The sequence below is a fragment of the Streptomyces sulfonofaciens genome, from assembly GCF_014656295.1.
GTDB lineage: Bacteria > Actinomycetota > Actinomycetes > Streptomycetales > Streptomycetaceae > Streptomyces > Streptomyces sulfonofaciens.
Window position 1 is genome coordinate 289,710 of record NZ_BNCD01000002.1, and the last position, 25,560, is coordinate 315,269.

Genomic DNA, 25,560 nt, shown 5'->3' on the forward strand with positions numbered 1-25,560 from the left:
CCCGGCCGCCTCGCCCCTCGCGGCTCGGAGAGCCCGGGTCCTCCCTCCGGCGAGCGGCGGCCACCCGGTACCACCCGGCCGGCGGCGGCCCCCGGTACCGCAACGGCGGGACCCGCGTCAGGCCCGGGCACCCGGGCAGGCCCGTTCAGAGCCCATGCCCGCGATCGGGCAAAGGTCCGCGTACAGGCCGGCGCCCGCGGACAGGCCGACGTCCGCAAGAAGGCCGACGTGCGCGGGTGGACCCGCGTGCCAAGGCAGGATGGGAGCATGTCCGATGCCTTCAGCACCCGTGTCCTCGACCTCAGCACGGGATCCGACGAGACCGTCCTCGACCTCACCCGCGCCTGCGACGACTACCTCCAGGAGGTGGCTCCAGGGCGGGACGGCCTGCTCAATGTGTTCGTGCCGCACGCCACCGCCGGGATCGCCCTGATCGAGACGGGCGCGGGGAGTGACCACGACCTGCTGGCCGCCCTGCGCGACCTGCTGCCGGCTGACGACCGCTGGCGGCACCGGCACGGCAGCCCCGGGCACGGCAGGGACCACGTCATGCCCGCGTTCGTGCCGCCGCACGCCACGTTGCCCGTCCTCGGCGGCAGCCTGGAGCTGGGCACCTGGCAGTCGGTGTGCCTGGTCGACACCAATCGGGACAACCCCCGGCGGACGGTACGGCTGACCTTCCTCGGCTGAGTGCGGGGCGCGAGTTCGAGCCACCCTGTAAAGGTTTGTTTGGTTCATTGACCAAAGCAAACACAGGGCGACACACTCGCCATCGTTCGGCCAGCGCGGCGGCGCCTTCCGGGCATCGCCGCGACGACCACGGCCCCGGAGGCACAGATGGCGATCTCACGAAGAACGGCTCTGAGCAGGGCGGGCGCGGCCGCGGTCGGGGGTGCGATCGCCCTCCGGTCGGCACCCGCCCCCGCGGCGCCTGCGACCGCAGCCCCGGACGGCGCGGGCACGGCGGCGCCGGAACCGCTCGCCGCCGCATCGGCCCGTACCGTCGACCTCCGCCGGGGCTGGCGCTTCGCCCTGGTCAACACCACCGGCGAGGACGCCGCCCGACCCGATGCCGACGACCCGCTGTGGCGCGAGGTGGACCTCCCGCACGACTGGAGCATCGAACTCGACCCGCGCAGCGACGCCCACACCACCGCCGGCAGCGGCTATCTCCCCGGTGGCCTGGGCTGGTACACGAAGACCTTCACCGTCCCGCCGGCGGCCACGGGCAGACGGCTCACCGTGGAGTTCGACGGCGTCTACATGGACGCGCAGGTTCACTTCAACGGCGAGCAGACCGCCACCCACCCCTACGGTTACACCGGATTCGCCGCGGACCTCACCTCCCTGGCCCGCACCGACGGCACGACGCCGAACACCCTGGCGGTCCGGGTGCGCAACCAGGTCCCGAGCAGCCGCTGGTACTCGGGCAGCGGCATCTACCGCGATGTGCGCCTGGTGGTCACCGACCCCGTCCACCTCACCCGGCACGGCGTCACCGTCACCACGCCCGGGCTCGCCGAAACGATCACCGCCGGTTATGCCGAGGTACGGGTGGCGGCAGTCGCCGTCAGTACCGAGTCCACCGTGTCCGCCCAGGTCGCCGCGACGGTGGAGGACGCGTCCGGCACGGCCGTGGCAAGCGCACGCGCCACGGTGACGCTGACCGGCACACCCTCGACCGCCCGGCTCGGCCTGCGGGTCGACGACCCCCGCCTCTGGTCCACCAGAGCCCCTGAGGGCGCCCTCTACACCCTCCGCACCAGCATCAGCGTGGACGGCCGCGTGCGCGACGAGACCCGTACGCGGTTCGGCATCCGCTACTTCGCCTTCGACCCCGACCGCGGATTCGCGCTCAACGGCCGGCGCATGAAGCTGCACGGCGTCAACCTCCACCACGACCAGGGTGCGCTCGGTTCCGCCTTCCACCCCGACGCGGCCCGCCGGCAGTTGGCGCTGATGCGGCAGATGGGCGTCAACGCGCTGCGTACCTCGCACAATCCGCCCGCGCCCCAACTGGTGGACCTCTGCGACGAGATGGGCGTCCTGCTGATGGTGGAGGCCTTCGACTGCTGGCGGACCCCCAAGAACCGGTATGACTACGGCCGGTTCTTCGACGAGCACGGCCATGACGACATCACCGAGATGGTGCACGCGGCGAAGAACTCGCCCGCGGTCGTGATGTGGTCCATCGGCAACGAGATCCCCGACAGCACCAGCGCCGCCGGGGTACCCATGGCCAAGGCGCTCATCGAGGCGGTCAGGTCCGTCGACGCCACCCGGCCGGTGGTGATCGGTTCGGACAAGTACCGCGATGTTCCGGCGGACGGCTCGCCGCGTGACCAGATCCTGAGGATGCTGGACGGCGTCGGGCTCAACTACAACACCGCGGCCTCCGTGGACGCGCTGCACGCCAAGTACCCCGGCACCTTCTTCTTCGAGTCCGAGTCCTCCTCGTGCACCTCCACCCGGGGCGTCTACGGCAGTCCCGACCAACTGAACAGCGGTGAGGACTACACGCCCGGCAGACGCGGTGCCTCCTCCTACGACAACAACCTAGAGACATGGACCATGAGCGGCGAGTACGTCCTCAAGAAGGACCGCGACCGGGAGTTCTTCGCCGGGCAGTTCGTGTGGACCGGCATCGACTACCTCGGCGAGCCGACCCCGTACTACGACGTCTTCCCGGTGAAGTCGTCCTTCTTCGGCGCCGTGGACACCGCCGGGTTCCCCAAGGACCAGTTCTTCCTCTACCGCAGCCAGTGGAGCGAGGAGCCGATGGTGCACCTGCTGCCCATGGACTGGACCGGGCACCGCACGAAGGACGAGGTGACCGTGTGGGTCTACAGCAACGTGGCGGAGGTCGAGCTCTTCCTGAACGGAACCTCGCTCGGCACCCGGCACTTCGACCGGAAGACGACCCCGTACGGGACCGCGTACCTGGAGACGACCGAGGCGACCGGTGACGACAAGACCGTCACCTCCGGCCCCTATCCCGGCAGCTACACGAGTCCGAACGGCAGTGCCGGACGGCTGCACCTGACCTGGCGGGTGCCTTTCGCGCCCGGGAAACTCGTCGCGGTGGCGCGCAGGAACGGCACGGAGGTCGCCCGTGACGTGCTGCGCACCGCCGGGCGGCCGGCCGCGCTGCGGCTGACCGCGGACCGGGAGGAGGTCGCGGCCGACGGCCGTGCGCTCTTCTTCGTCACGGCCGAGGTCACCGACGCACGGGGCGTGACCGTGCCGGACGCGGGCCACGCGCTGACGTTCACCGTGGCCGGAGGCCGGCTGGCGGGCGCCGACAACGGCGGGCAGGAGAGCGCGGAGAACTACCGGTCGGCCACCCGCAGGGCCTTCCACGGCAAGGCCCTCGCGATCGTGCGGGCCGGCCGTGAGGCGGGCGGGATCACTGTCACGGCCCGTGCGGAGGGACTGCGCCCCGACTCCGTGCGGGTCGCGGCCGGCGGCGGCCGGGGCGCGGACGCCCCTTACGCCGCCTCCCTCGCGCCGGTCGCCCCCGAGGCCCCGCCCGCGCCGACCGCCGCGAGCGGCCCGGAGGCCGACGCCGGCTTCTCCGGAGCCCCCGACACCCTGCCCGCGGCGATGCTCGACGGGGACCCGGCCACCGGCTGGTCGAACGCCTGGACCGCGGCCGCGACGGCGCTGCTGCCCGAGATCAGCAAGGCGCACCCCACCGCCTGGGTGTCGCTGAGCTGGCCGGAGCGCCGGGAGGCCGGCGCGGTCGAAGCGGTGTTCACGGCGGACGGCACGCACGCCCGGCCGCGGTCGATCACGGTCAGCCACTTCAACGGCAAGGAGTACGTGCCCGTGGACCACCCCGTGATCACCTGGGCCACCGCCTCGGAGCAGCCCACCACGATCACCTTCGAGCCGGTCTCCACCACAGCGCTCCGGCTCGACATGACCAGCGCTCACCCCCATGAGACCGACGGCTTCCTGCGGGTGGTCAGCCTCCGCGCACTTCCGGGGCGCGGCGAGGGCTGACGCCGGCCGTTTCCATCACCCAGGCGAAGGCGGTCCCGGCCGTGAACTCGCGCTGGCCTGCGCGGAACAGCAGTCCCGCGGAGGCGAAGCCGGGATCGTCGGCCTGGGCGGGCACGTAAGGCACCGCGATGCAGCGCATACCCGCAGCCCGCGCCGCCGCGGCGCCCGGTGCGGCGTCCTCCACCACCACGCAGTCCCCGGGGGCCGCGCCCAGCCGGCGTGCCGCCTCCAGGAAGGTGTCCGGGGCGGGCTTGCCCTGAGCGACCTCGTCGGAGGAGACGGTGACGGGCAGCAGGGCGGCGAGGCCCGCCCCCGAGAGCACCGCCGCGATCGCCTCACGCGAGGACCCGGACGCCACCGCCATCGGCACCCCCGCCTCGTCCAACCGGTCGACGAAGGCCCGCATCTGCGGATAGACCGTGGTGCCGGTGCGTGCCAGGCGCAGGTAGCGGTGCTCCAGGTCCGCGAGCAGCGCGTCCACGGACGCCGCGATGCCGTACCGCTCCCTCCAGAGCGCGACCGTCTCGCGCGTGCTGATTCCGACGTAGCTCTCGTGGTCCTCCCAGGTGAAATCGGTGACGCCGTGGTCGGCCAGGGTGCCGCGACCCGCCTCGTAGTAGAGGGGCTCGCTGTCCACCAGCGTGCCGTCGAGATCGAAGACGACCGCCGGCGCGGCGGGCGCGTGCGTCGCCGGACGGGGGGTCCCGCATGTGGTGTTGCCGGGGCTGCTCATGCACCCCAGCATGCCAAGCCGGACAGAGCAGCCACATGGGCTGCCAGGTCCGTACCTGTACGCCGGACTGCTACCGTCGGCCGCACCAGGACGGAGCCGAGAGGGGACGCAAGTGGGCAAGGGCGGCAGTCGGGCGTATGTCGGATCGTTCACCGCGGCCGGCGGCAGGGGCGTGCTCACGGCCGCCGTGGAACCGGACAGCGGTGCTCTGACCGTGCTGAGCGCCACCGACGCGGTCCCCGACCCGTCCTACCTCGCACTCTCGCCCACGGGCGAGACCCTCTACGCGGTGAGCGAGACGAACAACGGCGCGCTCGCCGCGTTCCACGTGACCGCCGACGGCCTCAGGCCCGCCGGTGCGCCGGTGCCCGTCGGCGGCGACGGCCCCACCCACCTGGCCGGCTACGCGGGGCACCTGCTGAGCGCCAACTACGGCTCGGGCAGCGTGAGCGCGGTGCCGGTGCGGCCCGACGGGGGACTCGGCGCGCTCGCGTCCGTCCTGCTGCACGAGGGCTCCGGCCCGCACCCGCAGCGCCAGCAGGGCCCGCACGCCCACCAGGTGCTCGCCGACCCGAGCGGCCGCTGGGCGGTGAGCGTCGACCTCGGTACCGACTCGGTGCGCGTCTGCACGCTGGACCCGGTGAACGACCTCAAGCTGCACCACGAGACGGCGCTGCGGCCCGGCTCCGGCCCCCGCCACCTCGCCTTCCACCCCCGCGGCCACCGCGCCTACGTGCTCAACGAACTCGCCCCTACGGTGACCGTGTGCCGCTGGAACGCCGCGGAGGGCGTGCTGCAGGCGGGGCCCGAGATCCCGGTGCTCACCTCCGTGCCGGACGGCGACGCCTATCCGTCCGAGATCGTCGTCGCGCCGGACGGGCGGTTCGCCTGGACGGCCACCCGCGGCGAGGACGTGATCTCGGTACTGGCGCTCGACGCCGCCGGCGACCGCTTCGCCGTCACCGCCACCGTGCCCTGCGGCGGCCGCTGGCCCCGCGACCTGGCCCTCGACCCCACGGGCCGGTACCTGTACGCGGCGAACGAACGGTCCGGGGACGTCACCTGGTTCACGATCGACGCGGACACCGGCATCCCGGCCCGGGCGGGCGCCATCGAGGCCCCCGCCGCCTCCTGCGTGATCCTCGACTGACGTCCCGGCGCGGGTAGGGCACGTCCGATGCGTCAGGACACGCCCTGACACGGCCGGTGCGACGTGCTGCGGCCGCCGCGGCGTACGCAGGCCGGTTGCGGCCGCTGCGCAGCGCCCCGCCGAGTGCGGCCGGTGGCCGGTCCACCGGCGGCGCGGTGCGCACGGCCGCTGCACGCCAGAGGGCCCGCTCCCAGGAGCGGGCCCTCTGCACGGCCGTGCGACAGCGGGCGGTGCGTCCCAGGTCAGCGGCCCGGAACGCCCTCCTGTGTCAGCTTGATGCCCATCACCGAGGCGTACTGCGACAACGCCAGCTTGCCGACCGCCGGGTACGCGCCCAGGGGCTCGGCCGCCGAGCAGCCCGCCTCCTTGGCCGCGGCGTCCAGCAGTGCGCGGTCGACCTCCGGACCGATGAGGTACGGCGCGAGCGCCAACTGAGCCGAACCGGCCGAACGCAGCTCCTCCGCGGTGGCCGAGATGGCGCCCTCGTCGTCCAGAGCGGCGGCCATCACCGGCACGGCGAGCCGTGCGGCCAGCAGCATGCCCGTGATGCCCGCGGCCTGCACGGCCTCGGCGCCGCCCACGGACGCGAGGATAATGCCGTCCGCCGCGGTGGCCACGGTGAACAGCCGGGCCCGGTCGGCACGCGAGAGGCCGGCCTCGGAGAGGCGCACGTGCAGGGCCTCGGCGAGCAGCGGATGCGGGCCGAGCACATCGGTCAGCTCGGCCGGTGCGCCGCTGGCCGCCACCTCCTGGCGGATGCGGTCGAGCAGCACCGGGTGGGGGCCCGCGAGCAGCGGCACCACCACGGCGGCCGGGCCTTCGGGCTCGCGCACGTCGGAACCGGCGGCCCTGGCCTGCTCGTAGCGGGCCGTGCGCTCCTCCACGGTCCGGGCGAGCACGGTGGCGAGGCCCGGGAACTCCGGGTCGTCACCCGCCCCGTCCAGATAGCCGATGCGGCCGTCCAGGCCGGGCAGTTCGGAGCGCGCGATGCTCACGATCTCCTCGGCGAGGTTGCGGGTGTCCACGCCGGGTGTCCCCGGCACCGCGAGGACGAGCGCGGGTGCACCCTCGGGAGCCACGACGGGCTCCGGACGGCGGTGTCGCCCCGACCGGCGGGGAGGCGGCATTCGTACAGGCAGGGCGGAAGCGGGCCCAGTGGGGGAGCTCATGGCGCCGCATGCTACTGGTTTCCCGGGCATCTCTGTTCGGGGAGGGGTGGGTGAGCGGTTTATATCCGTTTTTGTCCGTGCGGCGGGTTGGTCCCGGAGCACATCAAGACGGGGCGGACGGGAAACCACGGGTGACGGGGGCTATATCCGCTTTCCTCCGCGAAGGCTGCGGGGAGCCGTGAAGCAGTCGTCCTGTCGTCCTCCGGGGTGCCGCCGTCCGGTGCCCGGGAGCCGCCCCGGGTTGCGGCCCGCGGCACGGGTGGCCGAGCGCGGGACCTCACCGCGCCTGGGTGTCCTGCGGTGCGACGTACAGCATGCGGCCGTCCCTGGGCAGCGTGAGCCGGTCCTGCGCCAGATCGACGGCGATGCGGACGGCGCCGGAGAGCGGGTCGCCGGCCGCGGGGACCTGGCGGGCGTCGGGCAACTGGGCGGCCAGTTCTGCGCGGAGCGGGGCGAGCAGGGGTTCGCCGAGCTGGAGGAGGCCACCGGTAAGGGCCACGTCGCGGGCGCCGGTTGCCGGACAGGCGGCCGCGGCGGCCTCGGCGATATGCCGGGCGGCCGCGCGCAGGATGTCCGCCGCCACCCCATCGCCGGTGCCTGTGCCGGCCGCGCCCGCCACCTCGGGAGCGAACGAGGCGAGCACGGCGGGGCGGTCGGAACGGGGGTAGAGCTGCCCGGGCAGGGCGGACGCCGGCCCGAACACGCGCTGGGCGCGCTCCAGCAGTGCCGGGGAGCCGCCCCGGCGGCCGTCGAACGCGCGCAATGCCGCCTCCAGACCGGCGCGGCCGATCCACGCCCCGGAACCGCAGTCGCCGAGCAGATGCCCCCAGCCGTCGACGCGGCGCCAGCCGACCAGGTCCGTGCCGAGCGCGATCAGACCGGTGCCCGCGGCGACCACCGCACCCGGGCGCGGACCCAGGGCGCCGGTGTACGCGGTCACGGCGTCGGCGGCGAGCGCCACCCTCCGGGTGCCGAACTCCCTCTCCAGCGCGGCGGGCAGCTCGGCTCGCAGCGCATCGCCGAGGGTGGCCATTCCGGCGGCGCCGACCGCGACCGCCGCCAGCCCTTCGGCCCCCGCCCGCGCCATGAGTTCCCGCACCATCGGCACCAACTGCTGCATCAGGTGCTCGGGGTCGATGCCACCGGGGCCGGTGCGGACCGGGGTGCGCGAGGCGAGCGGCGCGGCGGCATCGCCGGGTCGGGTGGCGAGTACGGCACGCAGGCCCGAGCCGCCCGAGTCGACGCCCAGCACCGCGTCCGCGGCGCCGGGCCCGGCCGGGCGGCCCGGCTCGCTCACGGCAGCCGCCAGTCCACCGGGCCCGCGCCCTGGCCGATGAGCAGGTCGTTGGTGCGGCTGAACGGCTTCGAGCCGAAGAAACCGCGGTCGGCCGACATCGGTGACGGATGGGCCGACTCCACTGCGGGCAGCGGGCCGAGGAGCGGGCGGGCATTGCGCGCGTCGCGGCCCCACAGGATCGACACCAGCGGCTTGCCGCGGCCCGCGAGCGCCCGGATGGCCTGCTCGGTGACCTCCTCCCAGCCCTTGCCCCGGTGGGCGCCGGGGCGCCGGGGCGCGGTCGTCAGGGATCTGTTGAGCAGCAGGACGCCCTGCTCCGTCCAGGGGGTGAGGTCGCCGCTGGTCGGCTGGGGCATGCCGAGGTCGGTGCCGAGCTCCCGGAAGATGTTGATCAGGCTGCCGGGCAGCGGTCTGACCTGGGGAGCGACGGAGAAGGAGAGACCTACGGCATGACCCGGGGTGGGATAGGGGTCCTGGCCGACGATGAGGACGCGTACGTCGTCGAAGGGCTGCTGGAAGGCCCGCAGGACATGCTGCCCGGCAGGCAGATAGGTGCGTCCCGCGGCGATCTCCGCCCGCAGGAACTCGCCCATGGCGGCGATCCGGCCCGCCACTGGTTCGAGAGCCTTCGCCCAGCCTTCTTCGACGATTTCATGCAAGGGTCGTGGTGCCACGGAGCGTCACTCTACTGCCGCGCCCCGGCATACGATCAATTCGCGGCCGCGCGCCCGCACTTGTCGGCCGGGACAACCGCCGGAACCCGTCGGGGCCCGCCTGCACGGCACTCCGTCAGCCGATCACCGCAGCCCGTACGCACAGCACGTCCGGCAGGTGGGAGGCCAGCAGCCGCCAGTTGTCACCGTCGTCGGCCGATGCGTACACCTCGCCGTTGCGGTTGCCGAAGTACACGCCGGCCGGGTCGGAGTCGTCCGTGCACATGGCGTCCCTGAGCACGGTGCCGTAGTGCTGCTCCTCGGGGAGGCCGGCGGAGAGGGGCTCCCAGGTGCCGCCCGCGTCGGTGGTGCGGTGCACCCGGCAGCGGCGCCCGGCCGGCACGCGGTCCGAGTCGGCGTTGATCGGGAAGAGGTAGGCGGTGCCGGGGCGGTGCGGGTGGGCGGCCACGGCGAAGCCGAACGTGGACGGCAGGCCCTCGCCGATGTCGGTCCACCGGGCGCCCGCGTCGTCGCTGCGGTAGACGCCCCAGTGGTTCTGAAGGTAGAGGCGGTCCGGGTCGCCCGCGTCCTGGGCGATCTTGTGGACGCACTGGCCGAACTCCGGATTCGGGTCCGGCAGGAAGACCGCGGAGACGCCCTTGTTCGACGGGGCCCAGCTCGCACCGCCGTCGTGGGTGCGGAAGACGCCGGCGGCGGAGACGGCCACGGTCACCGACCGGGGGTCGCGGGGGTCGGTGACCACGGTGTGCAGGCCCTCGCCGCCGCCTCCGGGCGTCCACCGCCCGCGGGTCGGGTGCTCCCACAGCGGACGGACCAGCTCGAACGTCTCGCCCCGGTCCTCCGAGCGGTACAGCGCGGCGGGTTCGGTGCCCGCGTACACCACGTCGGGCTCGGCGGCGGCCGGGTGCAGTTGCCAGACCCGCTCCAGGGACGCCCCGGTGTCCTCGGGGAACGCGACGGCGGGCCGCGCGGGCTCCGTCCACGTCCTGCCGAGGTCGTCGGAGTGGAAGACGGAAGGGCCCCAGTGCGAGCTGTCGCCGCCGGCCAGCAGACGGGGGACCGGGCCCCGGGTGTCGATCGCGACCGAGTGGACCGCCTGCGCGGTGAAGTACGGGGCCTCGTCGAACTCCCAGGTGCCGGCGCGTCTGCGGGCGACGAAGAGCCCTTTCCTGGTGCCTACCGCGAGCAGGACCTCGGTCATCTGGGCCACCTCCGGGGATGCGTCTGTCTCAGCTCACGGCACAGTCTGCACCGCACCACTGACAGTTACCCCGTGACGCGCGCCGGCCTCCCGGGGCCGACCGTGCAGCCGCAGGTCACAGGGGTCGGCCCGGCCGGGGGAGGGGACCGGACGGGCCCGGGGGCCTGGTTGGCCGTCATGGTGTTCCGGCCAGTTCGGCGGCCACCTGCGCGATAGCACCGGGCCCCACCCGGCAGCACCCGCCGATCAGCCGGGCGCCCGCGTCGCGCCAGGTGCCGGCCCGGCCCGGCGCGAAGAGTGCCGGCCCCCGCCAGGCGCGGGCCGCCGGGTCCCAGCGCTCACCGCTGTTCGGGTAGACCACGACAGGCTTTCCCGTGACGCGGGCCGCGACGGGCACCGCCGCGTCGGCGTCCTCGGGCGAGCAGCAGTTCACCCCGACCGCCACCACCTCCTCCGCGTCGGCCGCCACCGCGAAGGCCTCCTCCAACGGCTGCCCGGCCCGTGTGCCGCCCCCGGCGATGCTGTACGACAGCCAGGCGGGGACCCCGAGCCCGCGTACGGCACGCAGCAGCGCCCGCGCCTCGTCGACGTCCGGAACCGTCTCCAGGGCGAACACGTCGGGTGCCGCCTCGGCCAGCACTTCCAGCCGGGGCCGATGGAAGCGCTCCAGTTCCCGCACGCCGAGTCCGTAGCGGCCGCGGTACTCGGAGCCGTCGGCGAGCATCGCCCCGTACGGGCCCGCGGAGGCCGCCACCCAGCGCGGTCGCCGTGCCCCGTCCCCGTCCCCGGCCGCGTCCCGCGCCAGCCGCACGCTCAGCCGCAGCAGCTCGGCGGCGCGGCCGCGGTCGATGCCACGGCGCCCGAAACCCTCGAAGGTGGCCTGGTAGCTGGCCGTGATCACGACGTCGGCGCCCGCGTCGGCGTACGCGCGGTGGGCCGCCGTGATCGCCTCGGGCCGATCCGCGAGCAGCCTTGCCGACCAGAGGGCGTCGCCCAGGTCGTGCCCCGTGTGCTCCAACTGGTTCGACAGGCCGCCGTCGAGCACGAGAGCACCTTCGGCGAGCGCGTTTGCGAATGTCCCTGCACCGTCCACACCACCGACGCTAGCCGAACGCCGCACGGTGGGAAGGGCGCGGACGGCCGGCGAGGGGCCCCGCCCCCGGTCGCCTCGCGGTCGGCCGCTGTGCGCGGCCGCACCGGAGGGCTGCCCGCGCGGCCGCGGGGTCCACCCGGCCGGTCCTCCGCGCGGTCCGCGGCCGTCCCCATCGCTCGCGGACGACGACGCAATCGCCGCGGACGACGCCACCGCCGACGACGAGGAGGCCGCGGGGGCCCGGCCTAGACGGAGCGCAGGTACTGGTCGGGCACGTGCGCGGAGGCGCCGAGTGCCTCGGCCGCGTGCCGGGGCCAGTACGGATCGCGCAGCAGTTCGCGGCCGAGCAGCACCGCGTCCGCCTCGCCGCCGGAGACGATCTTCTCCGCCTGGTCGGCGTCAGTGATCATTCCGACCGCGGCGACCGCCAGGCCGGCCTCGTTCCTGACCCGGGCCGCGAAGGGCACCTGGTAGCCGGGGCCGACCGGAATGCGGGCGCCCGGTACGTTGCCGCCGGTCGACACGTCCAGGACGTCCACGCCGTGCTCCTTGAGCAGGGCCGAGAGGCGGACCGTGTCGTCGTCCGTCCAACCGCCCTCCTCCAGCCAGTCGGTGGCGGAGATCCGGAAGAACAGCGGCTTGTCCTTCGGCCACACGGCCCGCACGGCGTCCACGACCTCGAGCGCGAAGCGCGCCCTGTTCTCGAAGGAGCCGCCGTACTCGTCGGTGCGGTGGTTGGAGTACGGCGAGAGGAACTCGTTGACCAGGTAGCCGTGCGCCCCGTGCACCTCGACGACCTCGAAGCCGGCGTCCAGGGCGCGCCGGGCGGCCGCGGCGAACTGTTCGGTGACCTCCCGTATCCGCTCGGCGGTCAGTTCCGTGGGCACCGGGTGCCCCTCGTCGAACGCCAGCGGACTCGGCGCCACCGGCTGCCAGCCGCCTTCGTCCGGGCCGAGCGGCGCACCGCCGTTCCAGGGTGCGTCGGTCGCGGCCTTGCGGCCCGCGTGGGCGAGTTGGATCGCGGGCACCGTGCCCTGGTCCTTCAGGAAGGCGGTGATCCGCTTGAACGCCTCGGTCTGGGCGTCGTTCCACAGCCCCAGGTCGTAGGGGCTGATGCGGCCCTCGGGGCTGACGGCGGTCGCCTCGGTGAAGATCAGGCCCGCACCGCCGACTGCCCGCGCCGCCAGGTGCTGGAAGTGCCAGTCCGTGGGCACCCCCTGCTCCGGTCCTTCGGCGGCGGCGCTGTACTGGCACATGGGCGACATCCAGACGCGGTTGGCAACGGTCAGCGAACGCAACGTGCAGGGCTCGAACAGGGCGCTCACGGCGGACTCCTCGGATCGCGGGACGGAGGAAAGGACGGCCCCGGACGGCTCCGGAGCGCGATGTACGATACCTCTCGTAGTACGGCGCATGTCAAACTACGAGGACTCTCGTACAATGAGCGCCCGGGCGACCGTCGAGGAGCGGCGTTCGCCGTCCACCCCCGACGAAGTGGAGCCGCCGTGACCACCGCAGCCCTCGGCAGCCGCACGCTCGCCCACCCCGCCCGGGACGCCGTCCGCCTGGAGGCGGTGCTGCACGCGCTGTCGGACCCCGTACGGCTCAGTGTGGTCCTCGACCTGGCGGCCGCTGACGGCGAGCTGCCCTGCTCGTACTTCGACCTGCCCGTCACCAAGTCCACGACGACGCACCACTTCCGTGTGCTGCGTGAGTCCGGAGTCGTGCAGCAGGCCTACCGCGGCACCGCCAAGATGAACGCCCTGCGCAGGGCCGACCTGGACGCCCTCTTCCCCGGCCTGCTGGACAGCGTGCTCGGCGCCGCCCGGCTCCAGGCGGACCGCCTGGAGCATGTCTGACCCTCCGTCGGCCGGTGCGCCCGCCGACTCGTCGGCGCGGTATGCGCCCCGCGGGCGCCTGGCGCGCGCGGTCTCACGCCCGGAGGTTCCGGCCACCCCGGCCGTCCGCCTCCTGGGCGCGGATCCGGGTGGGCGCGGCGCGGGCGTCCGGTCAGCCCGGCTGCTCCTCGGGTGCCGGGCACGGGTCGAAGAACGCGGAGAAGTCCGCGGGCTCGTCGGCGGCCGCACCGCCGGGGGCCCGCTCCTTCGGCGGTGAGCCGAGCTCCCAGTCGAGCCGGTAGCGCCGGAACAACTCGGTGCGCAGCATCGGCAGCGGCATCGGGGCGCCCGGCACGAGCGCCGCGAAGACGGCGCCCATGAGCAGCGCCCTCAGCATCGGGTAGTCGCTGTCCACCGTGTCGGATCCGTACCGCTGGACCGTCTCGCGCAGCAGCTCGGCCAGCCTCTGCTGCTCCGGGCACTGCACGAAGCCCTCGGCCTGGAGGATGCCCGCCATGTGCGTGCGCATCAGCACGGGACGGTCCTGGGCCAGGCCCAGGATCGCGTCGATGGCCCGCGCCATCCGCTCCCGGCCGTCGTCGGTGCGCGGCTCGCGCTCCAGGGCGGACTCCAGGGTGCGGTGCATCAGCCGGTGCACCGCCGACTGCACGAGCTGGCGCTTGCCGGGGAAGTAGTAGGAGACCAGGCCGCGCGCCGACCCCGCACGGTCGGCGATTCCCGCCAGGGTCGTGGAGTCGTATCCGCGCTCGCTCACCAACTCCACGGCAGCCTGCAGAAGTCGCTCCCGCGAGCGCCGGCGCAACTCTTCATTGACCGATGCGCTTCGAGGGGACATCCTGTAACTCCTGCGTTGACTGGCTCACAGCCAATATACTCAGTACGTCGCGCCACCGGGCCGTTCTCGGGGGACAGGTGTGCGAGGCTGCCGTCTGCATGGGCGACGCGGGGGATCGTCCATGCAGACGGCTTTATTCCGGTCTGCGGTATGCCGAAAGCATATGCCTCAGGGGCTGCGGGTGTCCGACTGCCGTCCGGTTCCGTCCCCGGCCAGCTTCAGGACCGGCCGCAGGCCGTCCGGTCGCTCGCTCCGGGGCAGGTGGTCCACGAAGAAGACCCCGCACCCGATCCCGGCCGCTCCGCCGTCCGCCCCTCGGTCGTCCCCGACCATCAGCACCTCCTCGGGCGCCAGCCCCAACTCCTTGCAGGCGAGGGCGAAGATGCGGGCGTCGGGCTTCTGGATGCCGTACTCGTACGACAGCACGTACGCGTCGACGTACGGGGCGAGTCCGTGTGCGCTGAAGACCGGGCGCAGGTCCCAGCCGATGTTGCTGACCACGCCCACCGCCACCCCGCGCGCGTGCAGCTCGGCGAGCACCGGCGCGGTGTCCGGGTAGGGCTGCCAGGCCTCGGGGGTCTTGTGGCGGTCGTACAGGGCGTCGTGCAGGCCCGGGTCCGGCAGCCGAACCTGGCGGGACAGGCCGGTGTACGCCGTGCGGTGCAGGGCCGCGGTGCTGTCCCGGGCGGCCCAGGCGCCGGCCAGTTCGTCCGGCACCCGCTGGGGTGTGGAGCCGCCGGGCAGCGCGCCGGCCGCCGCGAGCGCCGCCGCCGTCCGCTGGACCTCCGCCCCGGACATGCGCACCCCGCAGGCGTCGAGCACCGCGCGCAGCCAGCTCTCGACCGGCTCGACGCGGAAGAGGGTCCCGGAGAAGTCGAACAGCACGCCTGTGACCATGCCAAGATCCTTTGGCACCCGGGGGCACGGGTCAAGGGGGCCACGCGCGATAGTGAGTGATCGCGAGTGGTGTGAGCGGCCTCGGTGGCTTCGGACACCGGGAGCGGCTGCGGGGAGCCGGTGCGGGGGGTCCCGGCCCGCCCGGCCGGGCGCCCCGGTGCCGCCCGTGCGGTGCTGGGCGCACACTGCTGTCCGGACGCCGGGCCCGGCATCCGGACAGCACGGTGTCCGGGCCTGGTGGGTGCCGGGGAAGGCGTGGCCGGGGCGGCAAGGGGATGACGTCCGGTCCGAGGGGCCCCTGCGGTGTACTCCCGCCGTACGGCACCCGGCCGAGCCCTCGTGCGCCCGCTGCCGCACGCCCGCAGTCCCCGCAGGACTACCGCAGGGCCTGCAGCCCCGGCCAGAGCGCCACCAGCAGGGGTACGACCGGAACCAGTGCCGCGACCGCGGTGAGCCGCAGACGGTGGGCGGCGGGGAGGCGGGACTGCGGCGTCAGCAGGCGGTGCACCCGCTGGGGGAGGTGGGCTTCGGGGACGGCGCCGGGGCCGAAGACCCCCCGGTCCTCGTTGAGCTCGACCAGGGCCAGCGCGGTCGTGAGCCGGCCGAAGCGGCGGGACGCGGTGTCGTCCGCGGCCAGCTCGACCAGCCGGTGCATCTCCCTGCGGAACGCGGCGAACACCGGGACCTGCGGGAACCCTTCCGCCAACGCCCCCGAGCAGTGCAGCAGCCAGTCGTGCCGCGCCTGTGCGTGGCCCTGCTCGTGGGCGACGACCGCGTCGAGCTGGCGCCCCTTCAGGCGCCGCAGCGCTGCCGTGGTGACGACGAGCCGGGGCGGGGTGCCGGGCAGCCACCAGGCATCGGGACGCTCGCCCTCCAGCACCACCAGACGCTCTGCACCCGGCTCCTCACCCGGCAGCGCAGGTGCGCGCACGAGGAGTTCGGCCCCCCGGCGACGCCTGTTCGCCCGGGCCCGGCCGACCTCACGGACCAGCATCGCCGCGGTCCACAGCCCGCCGCAGGCCAGCAGCACCGCCACCGCCGCAGCCCAGGGACGGGAAGCCTTAAGGGCGTACGCCTCGACGACCGGGGGCGGTGCGGGCGCGAACACCGGGCCCCGCACCTCCTGCCACGCGACCGACGCGCTCAGCGTCATCGAGAGCACACAGCACAGCAGGACCGCGGCCACCACGCACTGCCAGGCCCACAGGGCCACGACGGGCTCGCGCTCCGGCCAGTCGGCCCGGGCGAGCAACCGCGGTCCGACGATGGCGATCAGCGCGCCGAGCAGCAGCAATGCCACGGGGACCATCATGAAGTCAGCCTATGAGCGGGGGACCCGCCGCGATACGGGATGCCCGGGCAAGTGACGTACGCCACGATCACCGGCGCGCCAGTCACCGTGCCGGCCGCCGCGGACGTCACATCGCGAGCAGCATCGCCAGCATGCCCACGCTCATACAGAGCCGGCAGGCACGTGCCAGCTCGGGGCGGTCCGTCCAGGCCGGTGCGGGAGTGCTGCCGGCGCGTACCGGCACCGCCGCGACCGGTGCCGCGGCGGGCAGCAGCCGGACGCCGGCCCACAGCGCGTACCCGGCGAAGTACAGCAGCAGCGGCCCGGTCAGCGCGGGTGTGCCGGCGCCGCCGTGGCCGGTGTGCGCGTCCGGCATCGGCGGCATCGAGGCCATCACCGCCGACATGTAGACCATCGCGCAGGAGCCGATCAGATGGTGCAGGTGGCGGTGGTCGCGCCGGGCCGACCAGGCCGCGTGCAGGGCGGCGGCGGCGAAGACGGCCGCGCACGCGAGCCATGCCTGGCGCGGCGGCGTCAGCACGGCCGCGGGCACGGCCATGGCCGCCATGCCCAGGCCCATCAGGGCGTCCCCGCCCGCGGTGTGGCGCTGCCCCGGTACCGCGCTGCGCATCCGCAGCAGGCAGTAGGCACCGCTGCCCGCGCACACCGCCACGACGAGCCATGCCGCTGACACCGGTCCGTGCACGGCGCACCCCCTCGACCCCGTCCGCAGGAGCGATGCCCGTGCGGCCGGCGGCACAACCGAGCGCACGGAGGTGCGGGGGGAGCAGGACACCGAGGGAGTGCGCCGCACATCGCCACCGCGTCCACCGCCGGGCGGACGGCGGCCACCTCGGACGCGCAGCACGCGCACCGGCGGCCCGCACCGGCGCACGCGCCCGCGTACGTGTATGCGGGCGTGTACGAGAAACGTGCGCACCCGTATCCGCCTCGCGTGCGCCCGCGGCGTGCTCGCGCGTACGCGTACGCGCGAGCACGCCGCGGGCGCACGCCGACGCAGGGGTGGCGGACGGAGCCGGGCAGGGCTTCAGCCCGACCGGGCGCGGACGTCCGTGCCCGGGAACCGCCCGGCGGCGTCTCAGGGGCGACGGCGCGGGAGATGGTCTCAGGGGCGGTACCGCAAGGGATGGTCCCCGGGCACTTCCACGAGGACGATCCTGCAGCCGTCCGGGTCCGTGATCCACATCTCGACGAGTCCCCAGGGCTCCTGCCGGGGCGCGCGAAGGATCTCGACGCCGCGTGCCCTGAGCTCGTCGTGGGCCGCCGCGGCGTCCGCCACCTGGAGCCACAACCGCAGGGCCGGCGACGGCGGGTGCTCGGAGCGGCCCGACAGCTCCAGGAAACCGCCGCCGAGGAAGTAGACGGTGCCGCGCTCCGGGCCCGTGCCGAACTCGCGGTAGACCTCAAGGCCCAGCTGCTCACCGTAGAAGGCGCGGGAGCGCTCGGGGTCGGTAGGACTGAGGAGGGTCCTGCTGCTCAGTACGTGCACCATGGGCCGACCTTACGGGCCGCGAAGGCGCCGGGTTAGTCTCACTCGGGCCGTGCAGGAGCCGGATGCGGCGCCCGACCCGGCGCGCAAGGCACTTCCGCGCCCCGCCCCGCCGAGGGCCGTACCGCGCACCTCCGCGCGCCGCAGGTACCGGGCACCGGGCACCGGGCCTCAGCAGAGCAGCGAAGAGCAGCGAGAAGCAGCGAAGATCGGAGAACCCCCCATGGCAACCGCACCGTCCCCCGCCCCCGGCGAGCTCGTCTTCCGGGACGCGCTCGGCAGCGACGTCGACGCGCTGGTGGCGCTCATCGAGTCGGCCTACCGTGGGGAGTCCAGCCGGACGGGCTGGACCACGGAGGCCGACATCCTGGAGGGGCAGCGCACCGACCCGCAGGGCGTGCTGGAGGTCATCGAGGACCCCGGCAGCCGGTTGATCGCGGTGCAGCGGGACGGTGTGATCGTGGCCTGCTGCCAACTGGAACGCCGTGGTGAGCGCGCCTACTTCGGCATGTTCGCGGTCCGTCCGGAACTTCAGGGCGCGGGCCTGGGCAAGACGGTCATCGCCGAGGCGGAGCGCACCGCGCGGGCCGACTGGGGCACGCGGGAGATGCAGATGACGGTCATCTCGGTCCGCGAGGACCTGATCGCCTGGTACGAGCGGCGCGGTTACCGCCGTACGGGCAGGACGACCCCCTTCCCTTACGGTGACGAGCGGTTCGGGATCCCGCAGCGGCCGGACCTGGAGTTCGAACTGCTGGTCAAGCCGCTGGTCTGAGCGGGGCGAGCCGGGCACGGTGCGCGCGCCGGGCAAGGCGCCGTTGCGGGCACGTGCCGCCGGTGACCGCCGTGACCGCGGTGGTCTCCGGCCGAGCCGCGAGCCGTTGGTCAGCCCCTCACGCCGGCCCCGGGACCCGGGCGCCGCCCCCGGGGCCGGGCCGTCGGGCGGGCGGCGCTCGACCGGGTGGCGGCGCAGGCGGTGGCGGTGCGGATGTCGGCGGTGCGGATGGTGGAGGCACCGCTGGTGGCGCTGCGGGCGGTGGCGGTTCAGGCGGTGAAGCGGGCGGTGCGCTTGATCTCCGGGTAGTCGGTGGTCGCGCCGTCCAGCTCCAGGGCGCGCACCAGCCGCAGGTGCTCCTGGGTGTTGACGACCCAGCCGTAGACCTTCAGCCCCGCCTTCCTGGCCTCCTCGACGACCTCCAGGGTGAGCCGACGGATGTCCAGCGCCAGCGCGGTGGCGCCGACGGCCGTCGCACGGCCCACCACGTCCGTCCCGTAGTGGTCGGCCACGAGCGTCGTCCGTACGCCGGGGACCAGGCGTCTGATCTCGGTGAGCGCGCCGTCCTGGAACGACAGCACCTCCACCCGTGCGCACAGGTCGCGCCGGACCATCACCTCGGCGAGCGCCCGGGCCGCGGTGATGTCCTTGATCTCGGCCTGGAGCGGTGCGGTGACGGCGTCCAGCACCTCCTCGAAGACCGGGACGCGCTCGCCGCCGCCGGCGTCCAGCGCGCGCAGCTCGTCCAGCGTCTTCTCGGCGATCCGCCCTTTGCCGTCGGTCGTACGGTCCACCTCCGCGTCGTGCATGACGACCAGTGCGCCGTCCTTGCTCAGGTGGAGATCGAGTTCGATGACGTCGAGGCCGGCGTGCTGCGCGGCGATGAAGGAGCGCAGGGTGTTCTCGGGGGCGACACCCATGACTCCGCGATGACCGATGGTGAGGAAGTTCAAGGTTCACTCGCTTCCGTCGAGACGGTTCGGCTCCCGCGTGGTGTTCGGGGGCCCCGGCTCGGAGTGGCGCTGGGAGCAGGGGGAAGGGGAAGCGTGCCCACGCGGCCAGGCTGGCAGCCTAATGGCCCCCCTGGGAGAGGGAACCGCTCGAACGGGAGTGGCCGAAGTCCGGCCGCACGGCCTTTCCAGGGGCCTGCACGCCCCTCCCACACGCACATCGCTTCACCCGCGCGTGGGCGTGTCCCGGGCAGGTTGACGCACGGGCGGCGGAAGGGTGGGACGCCTGGGTGACATCAAGCCAACGCCCCCATCCTTTCCGTAGAAGTATCCGTGAAACATTTATGCAACAGGAAAAACATGCGTTGTAGCGTCTGATCGCCGGATGATTTACCGAGGCCGACTTGTGGGGAGTGGCCCTGGCTGCATACGGTGGTGTGACGAGAGGTTCTCCTGTGGAGGAGGGGTCATGACGGAAATGCTGGCGCGGGCTCGCGAGGCAGAGGGGATTCCTTCGGCAATGCGGGTGGTCGAGCATCCCGCCTGGCCGCTGTTGAAGAAGGCCGTGGAGGACATCAGGCCCTGGCAGTCCGCCGACGGCTCCATCGACTTCGACGCCGAGGGCGCGCCCACGCCGGCCGCCGCCCGGGAAGCCGTCCGGCGCGTCATCTCGGCCATCGAGCGCCTGGCGCCCCTCCTGCCGCACGACGCCGCCTACCACGAGGCCCTCGTCACCGATCTGCGCCGGTGGGCCGACGGCGGTTTCCAGGTTCCGGACTTCCTCGATGCGCTGCTCGCCTTCCAGCCCGCGGCGCGGCGCGAGGACGGGCTGCAGCACCTCGTCGTCTTCCCCATGTACACGCAGAACGGCAATCCCGACCGGAACCTCGAAGCGGTCGTGGTGCGCATGGTGTGGCCCGACTGGCTCGCCGAGCTGGAGCGGACGCGCTACGACAACCCCGCTTTCTGCGGCATCACCTTCGAGGACTTCACCGCCGGCTACGACACCAACTCCGCCGTGCTCTTCCCGGAGACCATCGCGGTGCGCGAGGCGCCGGAGCGGTTCGGCTGGGGCGGCATCTTCTGCGACCGCGAGGCGGCCCGCTTCCGCACCGTGGTCGAGGCGGCCGTGGACGTCCTCGGGGTGCGGCTGCCGGACGACATCCGCGAGATGATCGGCGATCAGGACCGCTGCCAGCAGGCCTTCGTGCTGTGGGACATGATCCACGACCGCACCCACAGCCACGGCGACCTGCCCTTCGACCCCTTCATGATCAAGCAGCGCCAGCCGTTCTGGATGTACGGCCTGGAGGAGCTGCGCTGCGATCTGACCGCCTTCCGGGAGGCCACAGCGCTGGAGGCCGACGGCGTCCCCCAGGGCCGCGACGTGCAGTACGCGGTCCTCTTCGACAGGATGTTCCGCTTCCCCGTCACCGGCCAGCGGGTCCGCAACTACGACGGGCTCGGCGGCCAGTTGCTCTTCGCCTACCTGCACCAGCACGACGTGGTGCGCTGGACCGACAACACCCTCAGGATCGACTGGGAGCGGGCCCCGGAGGTCACCAAGGAGCTGTGCGCCGAGATCGAGCGGCTCTACCGGGACGGCATCGACCGCCCCAAGCTGGTCCACTGGTTCGCCGGCTACGAGCTGGTGTCCCGCTACCTGGCCCCGCACCCGGGCTCGCGCTGGGCCAGGGGCCCCGAGGCGCTCGACCTGAGCCAGCCGCCGAGGAAGCTCGTCGACGACGTGCTCGCGGACGAGTTTCCCCTGAGCATGTTCTACGAGGCGCTTGCCAAGAAGCTCAGGAAGGTGATCGCCTCGACCAGGGGAATCACGGCGGCGGACGCGGCAGGGCCCGTGCGGGGCAGGGCCGCGTGAGCCGCCAGGGGCCGGAGGTGAGGACGATGGACGGCAACGGGCCACTCGACGGCGCGGTGATCGCGGTTGCGGGCGCGGCGGGACCCGCGGGACGGGCCGCGCTGCTCAGGCTCGCGGAGGCGGGCGCCGTCGTCGCGGGCGCCGACGCCGATCCCGAGCGCCTGGCGGAGGCGGTCGACGCCGCGGAGTCCGTGCGCGGCGGCGCCACCGTCACCGGTGACACGGTCGACCTGCTCGACCCCGCCGCCACCCGGAAGTGGGCGGAGCGGATCGAGAAGGACTTCGGGCACGTCGACGGTCTCGTCCACCTGGTCGGCGGCTGGCGCGGCAGCGCCACCTTCGCGGCCACCGACCTCGCGGACTGGGACCTTCTGGAGAAGCTGCTGGTCCGCACCGTCCAGCAGACCTCGCTGGCCTTCAACGGCCCGCTCCGCCGCAGCGACCGCGGTCGCTACGTCCTGGTCAGCGCGGCGGGCGCGAGCAGGCCGACCGCGGGCAACGCCGCGTACGCCGCGGCGAAGGCCGCGGCCGAGGCATGGACGCTGGCGCTCGCCGACGACTTCCGCAAGGCGGGGGGCGAGCAGGGTCCGCGGGCAGCGGCTGCCATCCTGGTGGTGAAGGCACTCGTGCACGACGCGATGCGGGCCGAGCGGCCGCAAGCCAAGTTCGCGGGCTTCACCGACGTCAAGGAGCTGGCAGACGCCATCGCCGGGATCTGGGAGAGGCCCGCCCCGGAAGTGAACGGACAACGCCTGTGGCTGACCGAGAAGCCGTGAACCCTCCCAGGACCGATGCCCGGCGCAGGCACGATCCGGACATACGCGGATTCGCCAGCGACAACTACGCCGGCGCGCACCCGGAGGTGCTGGCCGCGCTCGCCGTCGCCAACGGCGGGCACCAGATCTCCTACGGCGAGGACGACTACACCACCCACCTCCAGCAGGTCGTCCGCAGCCACTTCGGCGCCACCGCCGAGGCGTTCCCGGTCTTCAACGGCACCGGCGCCAACGTCATCGCCCTCCAGGCGGTCACCGACCGCTGGGGCGCCGTCATCTGCGCCGAGACGGCCCATGTGCACACCGACGAGTGCGGCGCCCCCGAACACGTCGCGGGACTGAAGCTGCTCACCGTCCCCACCCCGGACGGCAAGCTGACACCCGAGCTGATCGACCGGCAGGCCTTCGGCTTCGACGACGAGCACCGCGCGATGCCCCAGGTCGTCTCGATCACCCAGAACACCGAGCTGGGCACCGTCTACACCCCGGCGGAGATCAGGGCCGTCTGCGACCACGCCCACCAGCTTGGCCTGCTGGTACACATGGACGGAGCGCGCATCGCCAACGCCGCGGCCGCGCTCGACGTGCCGATGCGGGCCTTCACCAATGCCGCCGGTGTGGACATCCTCTCGTTCGGCGGCACCAAGAACGGCGCCCTGTTCGGCGAGGCCGTCGTCGTCCTCAACCAGGACGCGGTGCGCCACATGAAGCACCTGCGCAAACTGTCGATGCAACTGGCCTCCAAGATGCGCTTCGTCTCCGTCCAGCTCGAGGCGCTGCTCGCCAGGGACCTGTGGCTGCGCAACGCCCGGCACGCCAACGCCATGGCCCAGCGGCTCGCCGAAGGAGTGCGCACGGTGCACGGCGTCGAGATCCTCCATCCCGTCCAGGCCAACGCCGTCTTCGCCAGGCTTCCGCACGACGTGAGCGAGCGCCTGCAGAAGCGCTACCGGTTCTACTTCTGGGACGAGGCCGCGGGCGACGTGCGCTGGATGTGCGCCTTCGACACCACGGAGGAGGACGTCGACGCGTTCGTGGCGGCACTCAAGGAGGAGATGGCCCGCTGACCACCCCCGCGGCCGGCTGACCGGGCCGCGGGGCCGACGGACCGGGACCGTGAGGCGCAGCCGGCAGCCGGGGGCCCGCGCCGGATCCGCGGCGAGCCGGGTTCCTGGCGGCGAGCCCTGCCCTGCACGGCGCAGGGTCCCCCGTGGGGTCCGCGGCCGGCGGTGGGCCGCGGTCCGCCCGCACGGCGGCGGGATTCCGCCCCGCCGGGAATCTTCGGCGGCCGCCGAGCGCTGCACTGTGCGCCGGTGGCGAGCGGAGGGAGAGCGGGAGTGGGCGTGCGCGGAGACGACGACGCACAGCGGCTGGGCGCGGCAGAGCTGGGGTGCGCGCCCGGGGAGCGGGCCACCCTCGTGCAGTTCTCCTCCGCCTTCTGCCGCCCCTGTGCGGCGACCAGGCGCGTGCTCGCCGACGTCGCCGCCATGGTGCCCGGTGTCGCCCACGTCGACCTGGACGCCGAGGGGCACCTCGCCCTGGTCCGTGCCCTGGACATCCGCAGGACGCCCACCGTCCTGGTGCTCGACGCCACCGGCCGCGTGGTGCGCCGTGCCGCGGGCCAGCCGCGCCGTGCCGATGTGATCGCGGCGCTCGCAGACGCCGTGGGTCCCGCGGCGGGCGTCCGGTGAACGAGCGCACCGCCGCACCCGCGCCATCGCCCGCCACCCGTGGGGACTTGACCGAACCGACGACCGGTCGACAGCCTGAGCGCATGCCCAGAGAACTCCACCTGCACGCGCGGGTCCACGTGGACCTCGCCCGCACTGCAAGCGCCCGCTGTCCGGCCGGCTGAGCAGCCAAGGATCCGGCCATCTCCCGCCCAGGCAGAAGGACATCTCCATGACGGCCTCGTCCGATCTCGGTACGCCCCGGCGCACCCCCCTCGACGCACCCGACCTGCTCCGTGCCGTCTTCCGCCGCCACGCGGCCGGGGTCGCCGTGATCACCGCTCAGGGGGAGAGCCCGGTCGGCTTCACCGCCACCTCGCTGACCTCCGTCTCCGCCGAGCCCCCGCTCATATCCTTCGGGATCAGCATGATCGCCTCCTGCTGGCCGGTGATCTCCACGGCCGAGTACGTCGGCGTGCACATACTGGGCGAGGACCAGCGAGAGCTCGCCGCCACCTTCGCGCGCAGCGGTGCCGACCGGTTCGCCTCGCCCACCCGGTGGAGCGCGGGCCCCGAGGGCGTGCCCGTGCTCGCGGACGTGCCGGCCTGGCTGGTCTGCCGGATCGCCGGCCGGGTGCCCGCGGGCGACCACCACATCGTCCTCGCCGAGCCGCTCGCCGGCGACCACACGGGCGGGGGCAGGCCGCTGCTGTACCACGAGGGCGGCTTCCGTACGCTGCGCGACTGAACAACGGGCGCACCTGCCGAACACCGACGTAACAGCGGTACCGCCCACCGCGTCACGGCTCTCCTCGACTACGCAGCGTTGCGAACGTCACAGTTCAAAGCGCTTGCTCAGGGGGAATCACCTTGGATGTACTGGCGAGTAATATCGTGGTCGGAGGCGCGGTCGCCCCGACCGGGATCTGCCGCTTCAGGCGCTTATGCTGCCTGCAGAAGGCAGCCGAAGGATTGACGACGCAGTAGGAGAGCCGGCGTGAGCTTGAGGATCGTTGTCTGTGTGAAGTACGTGCCCGACGCCACCGGCGACCGGCACTTCGCCGAGGACCTGACCGTCGACCGTGACGATGTCGACGGGCTGCTGTCGGAGCTGGACGAGTATGCGGTGGAGCAGGCGCTGCAGATCGCCGACGAGGCCGACGAGGCCGAGATCACCGTGCTCACCGTCGGCGGCGACGACGCCAAGGACGCGCTGCGCAAGGCGCTGTCGATGGGTGCCGACAAGGCCGTCCACGTGGCGGACGACGACCTGCACGGCACCGATGTCATGGGCACCTCCCTGGTGCTGGCGAAGGCCGTCGAGCGCACCGGGTACGACCTGGTGATCTGCGGTATGGCCTCCACCGACGGCACCATGGGCGTGCTGCCCGCGATGCTCGCCGAGCGGCTGGGCGTCCCGCAGGTCACTCTGCTGTCGCAGGTGTCGGTCGAGGACGGCACCGTGCGGGGCCGCCGCGACGGCGATGCCGCTTCCGAGCAACTGGAGGCGTCCCTGCCCGCGGTGGTGTCGGTGACGGACCAGTCGGGCGAGGCCCGCTACCCCTCCTTCAAGGGCATCATGGCCGCCAAGAAGAAGCCCGTGGAGGTCCTGGACCTGGAGGACCTGGAGATCGACGGGGACGACGTCGGCCTCAAGGGCGCCTGGACGCAGGTCGACTCCGCCGAGCAGCGCCCCGCGCGCACCGCCGGCACGATCGTCAAGGACGAGGGCGAGGGCGGCAGGCAACTGGCCGAGTTCCTGGCCGCTCAGAAGTTCATCTGAGGCCGGGCCCGGC

Annotated in this window: 24 protein-coding genes; 11 read left to right on the forward strand and 13 right to left on the reverse strand. The window is 73.5% G+C overall.

Annotated elements, in window-relative coordinates; genetic code table 11:
- Nucleotides 1-267 precede the first annotated feature (267 nt).
- A complete protein-coding gene (locus tag IE313_RS04250) occupies nucleotides 268-690 on the forward strand; it encodes a YjbQ family protein (protein ID WP_189929523.1) in 423 nt (140 codons plus the stop codon).
- A gap of 147 nt (nucleotides 691-837) precedes the next feature.
- The gene (locus IE313_RS04255) at nucleotides 838-4,005 is read left to right on the forward strand and encodes a glycoside hydrolase family 2 TIM barrel-domain containing protein (RefSeq protein WP_189929524.1); all 3,168 of its coding nucleotides are present in this window, start codon (nucleotides 838-840) and stop codon (nucleotides 4,003-4,005) included.
- On the opposite strand, the gene IE313_RS04260 is transcribed toward IE313_RS04255, so the two are convergent.
- A complete protein-coding gene (locus IE313_RS04260; protein ID WP_189929525.1) occupies nucleotides 3,968-4,738 on the reverse strand; it encodes an HAD family hydrolase in 771 nt (256 codons plus the stop codon). The genes IE313_RS04255 and IE313_RS04260 overlap by 38 nt on opposite strands.
- A 112-nt stretch (nucleotides 4,739-4,850) precedes the next feature.
- On the opposite strand from IE313_RS04260, the gene IE313_RS04265 reads away from it, so the two are divergent.
- Nucleotides 4,851-5,888, forward strand: coding sequence for a lactonase family protein (locus IE313_RS04265; RefSeq protein ID WP_229924369.1), 1,038 nt, complete (start codon nucleotides 4,851-4,853; stop codon nucleotides 5,886-5,888).
- Nucleotides 5,889-6,130: 242 nt separating this feature from the next.
- On the opposite strand, the gene IE313_RS04270 is transcribed toward IE313_RS04265, so the two are convergent.
- The 6 genes from IE313_RS04270 to IE313_RS04295 all read right to left on the reverse strand — a co-directional run bounded on the left by IE313_RS04270 (nucleotide 6,131) and on the right by IE313_RS04295 (nucleotide 12,647).
- Entirely contained in the window at nucleotides 6,131-7,057 is a 927-nt protein-coding gene (locus IE313_RS04270) for a sirohydrochlorin chelatase (RefSeq protein WP_189929527.1), read from the reverse strand.
- Nucleotides 7,058-7,334: 277 nt separating this feature from the next.
- Complete coding sequence (locus IE313_RS04275) at nucleotides 7,335-8,354, reverse strand: N-acetylglucosamine kinase (protein ID WP_189929528.1); 1,020 nt, start codon at nucleotides 8,352-8,354, stop codon at nucleotides 7,335-7,337.
- On the reverse strand, nucleotides 8,351-9,028 hold the full coding sequence (locus IE313_RS04280; RefSeq protein ID WP_189929529.1) for a uracil-DNA glycosylase: 678 nt from the start codon (nucleotides 9,026-9,028) through the stop codon (nucleotides 8,351-8,353). The genes IE313_RS04275 and IE313_RS04280 overlap by 4 nt, the downstream gene beginning before the upstream one ends.
- 115 nt (nucleotides 9,029-9,143) lie before the next feature.
- A complete protein-coding gene (locus IE313_RS04285; RefSeq protein ID WP_189929530.1) occupies nucleotides 9,144-10,229 on the reverse strand; it encodes a WD40/YVTN/BNR-like repeat-containing protein in 1,086 nt (361 codons plus the stop codon).
- A 175-nt stretch (nucleotides 10,230-10,404) separates the two neighbouring features.
- Nucleotides 10,405-11,322, reverse strand: coding sequence for a homocysteine S-methyltransferase (gene mmuM / locus IE313_RS04290; protein WP_189929531.1), 918 nt, complete (start codon nucleotides 11,320-11,322; stop codon nucleotides 10,405-10,407).
- A gap of 245 nt (nucleotides 11,323-11,567) precedes the next feature.
- Complete coding sequence (locus IE313_RS04295) at nucleotides 11,568-12,647, reverse strand: NADH:flavin oxidoreductase/NADH oxidase (RefSeq protein WP_189929532.1); 1,080 nt, start codon at nucleotides 12,645-12,647, stop codon at nucleotides 11,568-11,570.
- A gap of 180 nt (nucleotides 12,648-12,827) precedes the next feature.
- On the opposite strand from IE313_RS04295, the gene IE313_RS04300 reads away from it, so the two are divergent.
- The gene (locus IE313_RS04300; protein WP_189929533.1) at nucleotides 12,828-13,181 is read left to right on the forward strand and encodes an ArsR/SmtB family transcription factor; all 354 of its coding nucleotides are present in this window, start codon (nucleotides 12,828-12,830) and stop codon (nucleotides 13,179-13,181) included.
- A 151-nt stretch (nucleotides 13,182-13,332) separates the two neighbouring features.
- Here IE313_RS04300 and IE313_RS04305 read toward each other — a convergent pair whose 3' ends face one another.
- The 5 genes from IE313_RS04305 to IE313_RS04325 all read right to left on the reverse strand — a co-directional run bounded on the left by IE313_RS04305 (nucleotide 13,333) and on the right by IE313_RS04325 (nucleotide 17,717).
- Nucleotides 13,333-14,016 (reverse strand): TetR/AcrR family transcriptional regulator, encoded by a 684-nt coding sequence (locus IE313_RS04305; protein ID WP_189929534.1) that lies wholly within the window; start codon nucleotides 14,014-14,016, stop codon nucleotides 13,333-13,335.
- A gap of 168 nt (nucleotides 14,017-14,184) precedes the next feature.
- The gene (locus IE313_RS04310; RefSeq protein ID WP_189929535.1) at nucleotides 14,185-14,913 is read right to left on the reverse strand and encodes an HAD family hydrolase; all 729 of its coding nucleotides are present in this window, start codon (nucleotides 14,911-14,913) and stop codon (nucleotides 14,185-14,187) included.
- Between the two features lie 376 nt (nucleotides 14,914-15,289).
- The gene (locus IE313_RS04315) at nucleotides 15,290-16,225 is read right to left on the reverse strand and encodes a M56 family metallopeptidase (RefSeq protein WP_189929536.1); all 936 of its coding nucleotides are present in this window, start codon (nucleotides 16,223-16,225) and stop codon (nucleotides 15,290-15,292) included.
- Between the two features lie 106 nt (nucleotides 16,226-16,331).
- Nucleotides 16,332-16,910: a DUF5134 domain-containing protein gene (locus IE313_RS04320; RefSeq protein ID WP_189929537.1), complete on the reverse strand. Its 579-nt coding sequence runs from the start codon at nucleotides 16,908-16,910 to the stop codon at nucleotides 16,332-16,334.
- 420 nt (nucleotides 16,911-17,330) lie between these two features.
- A complete protein-coding gene (locus IE313_RS04325; protein ID WP_189929538.1) occupies nucleotides 17,331-17,717 on the reverse strand; it encodes a VOC family protein in 387 nt (128 codons plus the stop codon).
- Nucleotides 17,718-17,937: 220 nt separating this feature from the next.
- Here IE313_RS04325 and IE313_RS04330 point away from each other — a divergent pair, with 220 nt between their 5' ends.
- Nucleotides 17,938-18,489, forward strand: a complete 552-nt coding sequence (locus IE313_RS04330; protein WP_189929539.1) for a GNAT family N-acetyltransferase — start codon at nucleotides 17,938-17,940, stop codon at nucleotides 18,487-18,489.
- Between the two features lie 269 nt (nucleotides 18,490-18,758).
- Here IE313_RS04330 and IE313_RS04335 read toward each other — a convergent pair whose 3' ends face one another.
- On the reverse strand, nucleotides 18,759-19,442 hold the full coding sequence (locus IE313_RS04335; protein WP_189929540.1) for a glycerophosphodiester phosphodiesterase: 684 nt from the start codon (nucleotides 19,440-19,442) through the stop codon (nucleotides 18,759-18,761).
- Nucleotides 19,443-19,908: 466 nt separating this feature from the next.
- On the opposite strand from IE313_RS04335, the gene IE313_RS04340 reads away from it, so the two are divergent.
- From IE313_RS04340 to IE313_RS04365, 6 genes are all read left to right on the forward strand, one after another.
- Nucleotides 19,909-21,318: a DUF6421 family protein gene (locus IE313_RS04340; RefSeq protein WP_189929541.1), complete on the forward strand. Its 1,410-nt coding sequence runs from the start codon at nucleotides 19,909-19,911 to the stop codon at nucleotides 21,316-21,318.
- Nucleotides 21,319-21,344: 26 nt separating this feature from the next.
- Nucleotides 21,345-22,094, forward strand: a complete 750-nt coding sequence (locus IE313_RS04345) for an SDR family NAD(P)-dependent oxidoreductase (protein ID WP_189929542.1) — start codon at nucleotides 21,345-21,347, stop codon at nucleotides 22,092-22,094.
- Nucleotides 22,091-23,161: a threonine aldolase family protein gene (locus tag IE313_RS04350; protein WP_189929543.1), complete on the forward strand. Its 1,071-nt coding sequence runs from the start codon at nucleotides 22,091-22,093 to the stop codon at nucleotides 23,159-23,161. The genes IE313_RS04345 and IE313_RS04350 overlap by 4 nt, the downstream gene beginning before the upstream one ends.
- Before the next feature lie 270 nt (nucleotides 23,162-23,431).
- A complete protein-coding gene (locus IE313_RS04355) occupies nucleotides 23,432-23,785 on the forward strand; it encodes a TlpA family protein disulfide reductase (RefSeq protein ID WP_373316915.1) in 354 nt (117 codons plus the stop codon).
- Between the two features lie 211 nt (nucleotides 23,786-23,996).
- Nucleotides 23,997-24,512 (forward strand): flavin reductase family protein, encoded by a 516-nt coding sequence (locus IE313_RS04360; protein WP_189929544.1) that lies wholly within the window; start codon nucleotides 23,997-23,999, stop codon nucleotides 24,510-24,512.
- Between the two features lie 249 nt (nucleotides 24,513-24,761).
- On the forward strand, nucleotides 24,762-25,547 hold the full coding sequence (locus tag IE313_RS04365; protein ID WP_189929545.1) for an electron transfer flavoprotein subunit beta/FixA family protein: 786 nt from the start codon (nucleotides 24,762-24,764) through the stop codon (nucleotides 25,545-25,547).
- Nucleotides 25,548-25,560 lie beyond the last annotated feature (13 nt).